Here is a 10,574-nt window from a genome sequence, read left to right on the forward strand (position 1 = left end):
TCCTTTTGGAGAAAATGCAAAAAAAAGGCTGATTCAGTATCTTGAAGAAGTCAGACCAAACCTTGTAGGAAATAAAATCGTAGGCGAAGTCTTTGTAAATTATAAAGGCGAGCCTATGAGCAGAAAAGGAATCTGGAAAAATTTTAAAGCTCTGGAAATTAAAGCCGGAGTTCATGCCAAAGTTCATACACTCCGTCATTCTTTTGCGACGCATTTACTGGCAGGCGGAATGGATTTAAGAAGTGTACAGGAACTTTTAGGTCATTCTGATCTGGCAACAACGACAATATACACGCACGTTGATGATAAGCAGCTGCGTGAAGGTCATAAGGAATATTTTCCCGGTCATAAAAAAGGAGGGCAAAATGAAAAAACGTTATAAATCATTTCTTGCAGTAACATTCACAATGATTACACTTTGCGGCTGTACAAAATCAAACAAAACCATTGTGAGAATGCAGAAACTTGAAGAAGGTATTGAAAAAACTCCCACAACAGAAGCAGAACTTAAAGAAGCAATTTCAAAATATGAAAACAGAATTGCAGATATGCAGCTTGCAACTGGTCAAGTCGGAATCTGGTATAAAATGCTTGCAGTCAGATATCTTGATGCCCAGATGTACGGTGAAGCGCTAAAATGCCTACAGAAAGCAATTCAAATCTATCCTGAAAATCAAAATTTATTTTATTATACAGGCCTTTGTGCCGGCTATATGGCAAAAGCAAGTCTTGATTTTACAGCAGCCGGAAACTCTTCAACTGCAGAAAAGTATAATTACTTAAAACTTGCAGAAAGTGCATATCTTCGTGCAGTTGAAATTGAACCAAAATATGGACGGGCTCTGTATGGGCTTGGAATTCTTTATGTTTTTGAACTTGATATGAGTGAAAAAGCGATTCCTCATCTTGAAAAACTTTTATCTTTTGACACCAGAAACTTTGATGCAATGTTTGTTCTTGCACGTGCTTATTATACAACCGGCGATTATGACAGGGCTGCATCTCTGTATGATAAAATTGCCTCTCAGACAAAATCTGATGCAAAAAAACAGGAAGCTCTTGCAAATAAAAAAATTGTGCTTGACGCATCCTATACTAAATAGTTATGTTTAGGAAATGAAAGAATTTTTATCGCGTCTGCTGGCTGCGGACGCGAATTTCCTGACATTCCGTGAAAAAGTTCTCTTCCTTAAATATCTTAAAGATTCAACAGCTCATTTTACTTCTTATACCCAGTTTTCAGATTTTATATCATCTTTAACAGCCGATTCGATTTCTTTTTGCGTAAAACGTGTATTTAAACGTGTTAAATGGAATGGAATTGATGCGTTGAAAAAAATTAAACTTTCAGCAGCCATTTTGGAAAAATTTAAAATAAATTACACCTGCTATGATTTTAGTGATTATCCTGCAATGCTGCGTGAAATGAAAGATCCGCCTTTTATGCTTTTTTACAGGGGAAATCTATCAATTTTAAACAAAAAATGTGTTTCAGTTGTAGGAACCCGTCGTGCAGCTTCCGGTGCTGTAAGGGCTGCTGCTGATTTTTCTAAAGAAGCCTGTGATTCAGGATTTTGCGTTGTTTCAGGGCTTGCTTTTGGAATTGATGCTGCTTCTCATAAAGGAGCACTTCTTTCATCAACTCCTGCAACCTGTGCCGTTCTTCCAAGCGGAATTGATACAATAACACCTCAGTCTCATACGCGTCTGGCTTTGAAAATTTTAGAAACAGGCGGCTTAATTATATCAGAATATTTACCCGGAACTCCTAGCGTACAGTTCAGGTATGTACAGCGAAACCGGATTGTTGCTGCTCTTTCAGCAGGCACTGTTGTAATTCAGGCTCCATGCGGCAGCGGTGCAATGATTACTGCAGGACTTGCATTAGACTATAATCGTGAAATTTTTTTTCATAATGAGTGTTTTTCTTCTCAAGCTACTAGCATAAATCAGATTTCAGAATTACAATGGAAGAAACTTGCACAAAATGGCAAAAAAGTAGAATATAAGCTGAATGATTCACCGCAATCCTATGTAAAAGACGGGGCGGCATTAATCTCAAATTTCAGTGAATACAAGGAAAAGATGTATGGCTAAGGCAAAAGAAACTGCTTCAAAAAAATCCCCAAAAGAATCTACACTTGTAATAGTGGAATCTCCAGCAAAGGCAAGTACAATCGAAAAATATTTAGGCCCTGGTTACACTGTAAAAGCTTCTATGGGGCATTTGATTGATCTGCCTAAATCGCGCATGGCTGTAAATGTCGAAGACAACTTTCAGCCGGAATACATTACTGTGCGCGGCCGTGCCAAACTTTTAAAAGAACTTCAAAGAGATGCAAAAAAGTCAGACCATGTACTGCTTGCTTCCGATAACGACCGTGAAGGAGAAGCAATCGCATGGCATTTAAATAACGCCCTTAAAGATAAAACTGAAGCTGACATCAAACGAATCGTTTTTAACGAAATTACTCCAAATGCAATCAAAGAAGCCGTTCTTCATCCTGGCGAAATAGTAGAAAGCAAAGTAAATGCCCAGAAAGCACGCCGAGTTCTTGACCGACTTGTAGGCTACAACTTAAGTCCTATTTTGTGGGAAAAGGTCAAGAACGGTTTGAGTGCAGGCCGTGTTCAGTCGGTTGCACTGCGCTTAATCTGTGAGCGCGAAAAAGAAGTCGAAGATTTTATCCCTGAAGAATACTGGACACTTGAAGCAGATTTCCAGAAGGGTAAAACAAAATTTACTGCACAGCTTGCAAAATACAAAGGCGAAAATCCTGAACTTAAAAGCGAAAAAGCCGTTAACGAAATTATAGACGAAATCAAAAACTCAGAATGTAAAGTTTCTGATGTAAAAGTTACCGAAAAAACTGTCCGTCCTAAGGCTCCTTTTACTACTTCAAAAATGCAGCAGGCAGCCGCAAACCGCTTAGGATTTACTTCGCGCAAAACAATGCAGATTGCCCAGCAGCTTTATGAAGGTATTCAGATGGGCGAAAACCGTGTAGGTCTTATCACTTACATGCGAACTGACTCTGTACGAATTGCTCAGAGTGCCTTAGATGAAGTCCGCGAATGGATTTCAAAAGAATATCCTGAAAATCTTCCGGAAGAGGCACTTCACTATGCTGTCGGTAAAAGTGCCCAGGATGCCCATGAATGTATCCGTCCGACCTACGCAAAATACACTCCTGACTACGTAAAAGATTTCCTTACTCGAGACCAGCTGCGTCTTTATACAATTATCTGGGAGCGTTTTGTTTCCTGCCAGATGACAAACGCAAAAACTGCTACAACTTCAGTCGAAATCTTAGCAGGAGATGCTCTTTTCCGTGTAAGTGCTTCTAAACTTGTCGAAAAAGGTTTTTATTCTGTAATCAAGCTGCTTTCTTCAAAAGAAGAAGTTACAGGAAACCTTCCTTCACTCAAAAAAGACGAAGTTCTTGAATCAAGCCACTCGTTCTATCCAGAGCAGCACTTTACTCAGGGACCGGCACGGTATTCAGATGCTTCAATCGTACGCACCCTCGAAGAAAAGGGAATCGGTCGTCCTTCAACTTACGCACCGATTATTTCAGTCCTTCTTGACCGCTACTACGTTACACGAAACAACAAGCAGCTCATGCCGACAATGCTCGGAAAAATGATCTGTAAAATCCTTGTTGAAGCTTTCCCTGACGTCATTAACGAGCACTTTACTGCCGATGTCGAAAATACCCTCGATGAAGTCGAAAACGACAAAATTGTCTGGAACAACATGATCCGCGATTTCTACGGTCCTTTCAAAAAGCGCTGTGAAGAAGTTGAAACTTCAGTCGAAAGCATAAAAGGCTTCCTTGACGAACCAACCGATAAAATCTGCGAAAAATGTGGCAAAACAATGACCAAAAAGCTCGGCCGGTTCGGATATTTCCTTGCATGTTCTGGATTCCCGGAGTGCCACAATACAAAATCAATTCCGCTTGCAAAATGTCCTAAAGAAGGCTGCGACGGCGAAATCGTTGCCAGAAAAACAAAGGGCAGGGGTAAAGAATTCTACGGCTGTACAAATTATCCGAAGTGCGATTTTATTTCTCACTTTAAACCTCTCGATAATCAGTACTGCCCTAAATGCGGCTGGTTCTTAGTCGAAAAATTCGACAAAAAGAACGGAAATTACAAGTCTTGTATTAATCCTGACTGTGACTATCTGCACTCAGCAGAAGAAAGTGCCGATAATTAAGGCATGACTGTTTCTGAATCAATCGAGGAATATCTTTCATATATAGAATCTGTCCGAACGCTTTCAGCAAATACGCTCACAGCGTGCAGAAACGATTTGTCTCAGTTTTCTCAGATGCCTTTTATAGGCATTGAGCGTAATATTTCTGACATTCAGCTTGAAGATTTAAAGCAGTGCGTTGGTTTTCTTTCCAAAAAAAAGCGCTCTGCAGCTTCGATTAACCGTTTTATTTCTTCTGTCCGCTCCCTTTTTGCATACTGCCGCAAATTCGGTCATCTTAAAGTAAATGTTGCCCTTGAATTAAAGACAATTAAAAATCCGAAAAAACTTCCGCGCTTTATGACGGGAGCTGAAGTTGATAAAATCTGCCGTGAACCGGAAACAAACGAGCTTTTGTGGGAAAAGCGCGATAAGGCTGTTTTTGAAATGCTTTATTCTTCTGGATGTCGTGCTTCAGAATTAGTTTCGCTTACATTCGAAGATTTTAACGGAGACTTTTCTTCGGCCATTGTTACAGGTAAGGGCAGTAAAGACAGACGTGTTTATTTTGAAACAGACGCACAGAATGCATTGAAAGCTTATCTTGAAGACCGCAAAAAACGCTTTGGAGAACAAGACAAAGAGCCTCACATTTTTGTAAATCAGCGGGGAGGAGCTCTTACTACAGGCGGTTTAAGGCTTATAATTTCGCGATATTCCGGAAGTGAAGGCACAAAGCATCACGTATCTCCTCACGCTTTCCGACATACATTTGCAACTGCAATGATTACAAACGGAGCTGATGTACGCCTTGTACAGGAACTTTTGGGGCATTCAAGCATTTCTACCACCCAGCGCTATACTCACATCAGTACCGAAAAAATGATTGAAATGTACAATAAGGCTCATCCTCACGGCGGAAACGGCCGTTAATTTTCTGCTTGCCGACAGTCTTTATTTTCATTATCTTTAATACATGGAAAAGGTTGAAATCAGAAGCACTACTGTTATTGCTGTAAAACGGAACGGTAAGGTTGCTATGGCAGGTGACGGTCAGGTCACTTTAGGAAATACTGTCTGCAAAGGAAATGCACGGAAGGTACGCAAAATCTACAACGGCAAAATTTTAACAGGTTTTGCAGGAAGCGTAGCCGATGCTTTTACACTGCTTGATAAATTCGAAGAAAAAGTAAAGGAATTTAACGGGGATTTAACCCGCAGTGCTGTTGAACTTGCAAAAATGTGGCGTACCGAAAAAATGTATCAGAAACTTGAAGCCATGCTTATTGTTGCTGATTCAAGCAAAATCCTTTTGATTTCTGGTGACGGAAATGTAATCGAGCCTGAAAATGACGTGCTTGCAATCGGTTCCGGCGGAAATTACGCATATTCAGCAGCCCTTGCTTATCTTGATTCAAGCGGTTTAAGCGCAAAAGAAATCGCCGAGCGCAGTTTAAAAATCGCCGGCAGCATTTGTATTTACACAAACAATAATATTACAGTAGAAGAGCTTTAAGGAAAAAAAAATATGTCTATCGAAGGACTTACACCGAAACAGATTGTTGAAAAACTTGATGCCTACATTATCGGGCAGGAAAAGGCAAAAAAAGCCGTTGCCGTTGCTTTGCGAAACAGAATCCGACGTATTCATCTTTCTGATGATATCCGCGATGAAGTTGCACCAAAAAATATTCTCATGATTGGACCTACCGGCGTCGGTAAAACAGAAATTGCCCGCCGTCTTGCAAAACTTGTAAATGCTCCTTTTATCAAAGTTGAAGCTACAAAATACACTGAAGTAGGCTATGTCGGTCGTGACGTTGAATCAATGGTGCGCGATTTGATGGCCGTAGGCTTCAATAATGTAAAAAAAGAAGTAGAAGATTCAATGCGAGAGGCATGTGCTCCAAAAGTTGAAGAAAAGCTTTTAGATCTGCTTTTGCCTGGAAGCGATGAAAAAGCTAAAAAATCTAAAGACGAGGAAAAGCCGGAAGAAAGCACTGCTGTAGCTGTTCCGAATACAGATAATTCAACCCGCGAAAAATTCCGCACAATGCTGCGTGAAGGAAAACTTGAAGAGCGCGAAGTTGAAGTTACTGTGAAAAGGCAGAACAATATGCCTAGCATGGAAATTATTGCAGGCGGTTCAATGGACGATCTTCAGAGCGGTATGATGGAAATCCAGAATATGCTTTCAGGCCGCAATCACAAAAAAAAGACTGTCTCAATCCGTGAAGCACGCAAGATTCTTACAGAAGAAGTTCTTGACTCAATGATTGATGCCGATAAAGTTGCTGACAAGGCAAAAGAGCGGGTAGAGCAGAGCGGAATTATCTTCATTGACGAAATCGATAAAATCGCCACAAAGAACGCAAATTCCAGCGGTCAGGTAAGCCGCGAGGGCGTTCAGCGCGATATTCTTCCGATTGTTGAAGGCTCAAAAGTCAACACAAAATTCGGTGTTGTTGATACAACCCACATTCTTTTTATTGCAGCCGGTGCTTTCAGTCTGGCAGCTCCGAGCGATTTGATTCCTGAACTTCAGGGACGTTTCCCTCTCCGTGTTGAACTTGAATCTCTTTCAAAAGAAGACTTTAAGCGCATCCTTACTGAACCGAAAAATGCACTTACAAAACAGTATTCAGCCCTTCTTTCAACAGAGGGCGTAAACATCGTCTTTACGGAAAATTCAATTGACCGCATGAGCGAACTTGCCGAAGAACTCAATTCCCGAAGCGAGAACATAGGCGCTCGCCGACTTCACACAATTATGGAAAAGGTTCTCGAGGAAATCAGCTTTGATGCAGACGAGCATGCTGGTGAAACAATCAATGTAGATTCTACCTATGTTGATTCAAAGCTCACCGGTGTCGTTCAGGATCAGGATTTGAGCCGTTACATTCTGTAGTTTTAAAACTTTTTCAGGGCCAGGAATAATTTTTCAAGTTTTTCGTGATTTTTTATTCCCGGCTCTTTTTCAACACCGCTTGCCACATCAATAAGCTCCGGCTCAAAACGGGAAACAATTTCTGCAGCATTTTCAGCAGTAATTCCGCCTGCAAGCCAGAGCTTTGTTTTTTGACTTACTTTTTCTACCAGTAAATCTGCAATCCGCTTTCCTGTACCGCCCGGCATTTCACCGACTTTTGCATCTATTAATATTCTTGCCTCTCCGTTCTGGCGGATTTCATCGATTACGGCTAAATCTTTTTCGTCAGAAACATTTACGACAGCATAATGAGGAAGATCTTTTTTTGTGAAGGAATCGTAACAGCCGTGAAGCTGGATAAAATCAAGATTTCCGTTTTTGAGAGCGTTGCAGGCATTTTTTGCATCATCAGAGTCCGTTTCGACGATTACTCCGACGAGCCTTACTTTTTCGCGAAGACCTGCATTTTTGAGTGCTGTAACAATTTCCGGAAGTTTATCGGGATTTACTTTTCTGACTGATTTTTCCCAGAATATAAAACCTAAAAAATCAGCTCCCAGCTCTGCAGCTTTAAGGGCATCTTCTTTATTTGTAAGGCCGCAGATTTTTACAAAAGGCTTTTTACTGCCTGTTTTACGCTTCTGCTGTAATTTTTCAGCATATTCAAGCCATGATTTTGAATTCTGGCTTTCTTCTGCATTTATAAATGATGAAACAAGATTTTTTGCTTCATCAGGATTTTTTGCAGCCGCTTCGCCTAAAAGCATTGCCGAAAATCCCAGACTTCCTGCAAAATTGGCGGCTTCTGGAGTGCGGATGCCACTTTCAAATACTATGCGCGCATCTTTTCCTGCAATCGCTTTGATTTCATGCATGAGAGCGGCAGGAGTGAGCAAATCTATTGCAAAGTTTTTAAGATCGCGCGCATTCACTCCGCAGACGATAAAATCTGTGCTTACGGTTTTTACCGTTTCGGCTAATTTTTGCAGGTCTTCTTCAAGTCTAAGCTCAATCAAAGCCGTAATTCCAAGATTTTTGCATTTTTTTGCCATTGAAACCATCGTGGCGGTGTCTAAGATTCTTGCGATGAGAAGAACTGCGTCAGCTCCACAGCGATATGCGACTTCAATTTCTTCTTCAGAAATCAAAAAATCTTTTCTAAGAACGGCGGGCGGATTTTTGCCTGTTTTCGTGCTCCATTCATCAACTGATTTGCAAACATTTTGCAAATCAAGCAGATTGCCTTTGAACCAATGCTCTTCGGTGAGCACGGAAATGGCGTTCGTTCCGGCTTTAGCGTATGCCTTCGCAGTTTCTTTGGAATTCAGGTTCAAAGCGATGTCCCCTTTGCTCGGAGAGGCGCGTTTTATTTCAAGAATCACGCCTTTTTTGTCTTTCGGAAGAAACGGCGTGATTTTTCGACTGCGATTTTCTGGGATTTCAAAGCCCAAAGCAAATCCTTTTTGTGCTATGTCTTTTTTGCGTTGTTCTACGATTTCGTCAAGAATGTTCATAAGGGAAGAGTATCACAAAATTACAGAAGTTACTATAGATAGAAACAAGAAAAACTGAAAAAGCTGTTTTTTCTAAATTTCTTCAATGTGGTAAATATAATCAAGCGTTCTTAGCGCTTCGATTATTTCCTTGTGAGTTTTGTATTTTTTTAGTTCTGCACTTGAAATTGAAATTGCAATTGAATAAACGCTTAAACCGGAACCTGCATAAGCCGGATTCATTTCAATGGCATCAATTGTAAGCCCGAGTTTCCGGATTGTTGTGACAAAATTCTGAAGATTCAGGCTGTTTTTTAATTCAAGGTGAATTTCAAAGTGATTTGAACGGTTTTTTAAAAAGAATTCCAGTGACGGAAGCTTTGAAAGACAGAAAATCATTATAAAAAAGAAAACCAGTGTGATTGTGTAAAGACCAGCTCCTGCTGCAAGACCGGTTATACAGCTTCCCCAGAGCGAAACTGCTGTAGTAAGCCCCATAATCTGATTTCGTGAAGTGAAGAAAAGTGTTCTTGTTGCAATTCTTGCAGCAGAAATAATGGCAAATGCCGAAAGAATGAAAAAATGACTGTCAAAGAATGTGCTCAGATATAAATCTATAATCATTACGAGTGTACTGGAAATAGTAACAATCATAAAAGTTCGGAACCCTGCAGAGTGCCTTTTGCTTGAACGTTCCCAGCCAATCACGGCAGAAAGAAAAGCTGATAGAAGAATTCTGAAAATAAGTGAGCCGTATGTCATTTGAGTTGACCATGGGCCTAAAAATTGTGCGATTGGATCGGTAATCATTTGTGCCTCCTTCTGACAACTTCCTTCATGTTCTGTTTCTGGATTTCACCCCAGAACGGACTGTTATGCTGTTCTGCAGCTTCAGTAAACGCTTCTTCATCTTCGTTGGTTGTATGAACAGGAAGTTCTTTCTGAATTTTCTGGATTCTGTCAATCAAAAGCTCTACCTGCGATTTTTCCTTACCGTCCTCAGTTTTTTCGTTTACTTCGACTAAATCTTCAAGTTTGTTTGAATAGGATTTTGCAAGATAGAGTGAAAGTTTTGCTGAAGCAGGACCTATCAGTTCATAAAGAACGCTTGAGGCTAAAATTATTGTTTCAAGGGCACTGCCTGTTTCACCGCCTAAAGTTCTTGCTCCTAATGAAGCAAGACCGATTGCAACACCTGCCTGAGGAATTAGTGCAAGTCCAAGATAATTCCGTGTATCTTTACTTTTTTTTGTGATTGTGCATGACAAAAATGCACCTGAGTATTTACCGGCAATCCGCGTTAAAAAATAAAGAATGCCTATAAAGAGAAGAGAATATTCACCGATTGAAGAATTTGTATTTACTAAAGCCGGAAGATTAAAACTCATTCCTGAACGGACAAAGAACATAAGCAGAAACGGCGGAGAAAAATAATTCAGCTGCTTAAAAAGTTTTTCATCTCCGCTTAAGTTAAGATAGACGGTTCCCATGGACATACAGCCCAAAAGCGGGGAAATTTCAAAGATTGTACAGATTCCGCAGAAAGCAAAGAGCAGGGCAATTGAGATAATCAGACGGTTGTCGCTGCTTCTTGTTTTAGGCTGAATCATGATTTTTAAAATCAGTCCGAATAAAGCTCCTAAAGCAAAAACTGCCAGATTTACTGCAACAGGTGTAAAAATTTTTGCAGCAGAAAAAGCTTCACCTTTAAATGAACTGAGTGCTATTGAAATTGCAACACTGTATGCAATAAGGCTTAAAATATTGTCGATTGCAATAACCTGAAGCAGTGTTTCAACAAAATCACCTTTAGCACCTGTCTGACGTATTGTCATCATGATTGAAGCAGGTGCTGTCGCAGAAGCAAGGGCTGCAAGAACAATCGAAAAAGCTAAATTGAGCCGGAGAATAAAAAATGTGAGGATAAAAACAAGAATCGAAGCCATGACAG

General features: G+C 40.3%; 10 protein-coding genes. 7 read left to right on the forward strand and 3 right to left on the reverse strand.

Annotated features, from left to right (window positions below):
* The 7 genes from ACKI5B_RS02145 to hslU form a co-directional block, all read left to right on the forward strand.
* A partial coding sequence (locus tag ACKI5B_RS02145) for a tyrosine-type recombinase/integrase (protein ID WP_407425364.1) occupies positions 1-382 on the forward strand: 382 nt, incomplete at its 5' end.
* Positions 366-1,103 (forward strand): tetratricopeptide repeat protein, encoded by a 738-nt coding sequence (locus ACKI5B_RS02150; protein ID WP_407425366.1) that lies wholly within the window; start codon positions 366-368, stop codon positions 1,101-1,103. The genes ACKI5B_RS02145 and ACKI5B_RS02150, both read left to right, overlap by 17 nt.
* A 13-nt stretch (positions 1,104-1,116) precedes the next feature.
* Positions 1,117-2,097 (forward strand): DNA-processing protein DprA, encoded by a 981-nt coding sequence (gene dprA / locus ACKI5B_RS02155; protein ID WP_407425368.1) that lies wholly within the window; start codon positions 1,117-1,119, stop codon positions 2,095-2,097.
* Positions 2,090-4,222 carry a type I DNA topoisomerase gene (gene topA, locus ACKI5B_RS02160; protein ID WP_407425370.1) on the forward strand — a complete coding sequence of 711 codons (2,133 nt, stop codon included), beginning with the start codon at positions 2,090-2,092 and terminating at the stop codon, positions 4,220-4,222. The genes dprA and topA overlap by 8 nt, the downstream gene beginning before the upstream one ends.
* A 3-nt stretch (positions 4,223-4,225) precedes the next feature.
* Positions 4,226-5,134, forward strand: a complete 909-nt coding sequence (locus ACKI5B_RS02165) for a tyrosine-type recombinase/integrase (RefSeq protein ID WP_407425372.1) — start codon at positions 4,226-4,228, stop codon at positions 5,132-5,134.
* A 43-nt stretch (positions 5,135-5,177) separates the two neighbouring features.
* A complete protein-coding gene (hslV, locus tag ACKI5B_RS02170; RefSeq protein WP_407425374.1) occupies positions 5,178-5,717 on the forward strand; it encodes an ATP-dependent protease subunit HslV in 540 nt (179 codons plus the stop codon).
* Between the two features lie 12 nt (positions 5,718-5,729).
* Positions 5,730-7,109: an ATP-dependent protease ATPase subunit HslU gene (gene hslU / locus ACKI5B_RS02175; RefSeq protein WP_407425376.1), complete on the forward strand. Its 1,380-nt coding sequence runs from the start codon at positions 5,730-5,732 to the stop codon at positions 7,107-7,109.
* A gap of 2 nt (positions 7,110-7,111) precedes the next feature.
* Here the strand turns inward: hslU and trpF are convergent, their stop codons facing one another.
* The 3 genes from trpF to ACKI5B_RS02190 form a co-directional block, all read right to left on the reverse strand.
* Positions 7,112-8,644, reverse strand: a complete 1,533-nt coding sequence (gene trpF / locus ACKI5B_RS02180) for a bifunctional indole-3-glycerol phosphate synthase/phosphoribosylanthranilate isomerase (protein WP_407425378.1) — start codon at positions 8,642-8,644, stop codon at positions 7,112-7,114.
* A gap of 72 nt (positions 8,645-8,716) precedes the next feature.
* Positions 8,717-9,433, reverse strand: a complete 717-nt coding sequence (locus tag ACKI5B_RS02185; protein ID WP_407425380.1) for an MgtC/SapB family protein — start codon at positions 9,431-9,433, stop codon at positions 8,717-8,719.
* Positions 9,430-10,574 (reverse strand): cation:proton antiporter (locus tag ACKI5B_RS02190; protein WP_407425382.1); only part of this gene is annotated, 1,145 nt, incomplete at its 5' end. The genes ACKI5B_RS02190 and ACKI5B_RS02185, both read right to left, overlap by 4 nt.

The organism is Treponema sp. (genome assembly GCF_045657965.1).
Lineage (GTDB): Bacteria > Spirochaetota > Spirochaetia > Treponematales > Treponemataceae > Treponema_D.

What these genes read in the sequence shown, in the direction of transcription:
- ACKI5B_RS02165 (WP_407425372.1), top strand. Translation starts at nt 4,226, where the DNA reads ATGACTGTTTCTGAATCAATCGAGGAATATCTTTCATATATAGAATCT.
- hslU (WP_407425376.1), top strand. Translation starts at nt 5,730, where the DNA reads ATGTCTATCGAAGGACTTACACCGAAACAGATTGTTGAAAAACTTGAT.
- hslV (WP_407425374.1), top strand. Translation starts at nt 5,178, where the DNA reads ATGGAAAAGGTTGAAATCAGAAGCACTACTGTTATTGCTGTAAAACGG.
- topA (WP_407425370.1), top strand. Translation starts at nt 2,090, where the DNA reads ATGGCTAAGGCAAAAGAAACTGCTTCAAAAAAATCCCCAAAAGAATCT.
- trpF (WP_407425378.1), bottom strand. Translation starts at nt 8,644, where the DNA reads ATGAACATTCTTGACGAAATCGTAGAACAACGCAAAAAAGACATAGCA.
- dprA (WP_407425368.1), top strand. Translation starts at nt 1,117, where the DNA reads ATGAAAGAATTTTTATCGCGTCTGCTGGCTGCGGACGCGAATTTCCTG.
- ACKI5B_RS02185 (WP_407425380.1), bottom strand. Translation starts at nt 9,433, where the DNA reads ATGATTACCGATCCAATCGCACAATTTTTAGGCCCATGGTCAACTCAA.
- ACKI5B_RS02150 (WP_407425366.1), top strand. Translation starts at nt 366, where the DNA reads ATGAAAAAACGTTATAAATCATTTCTTGCAGTAACATTCACAATGATT.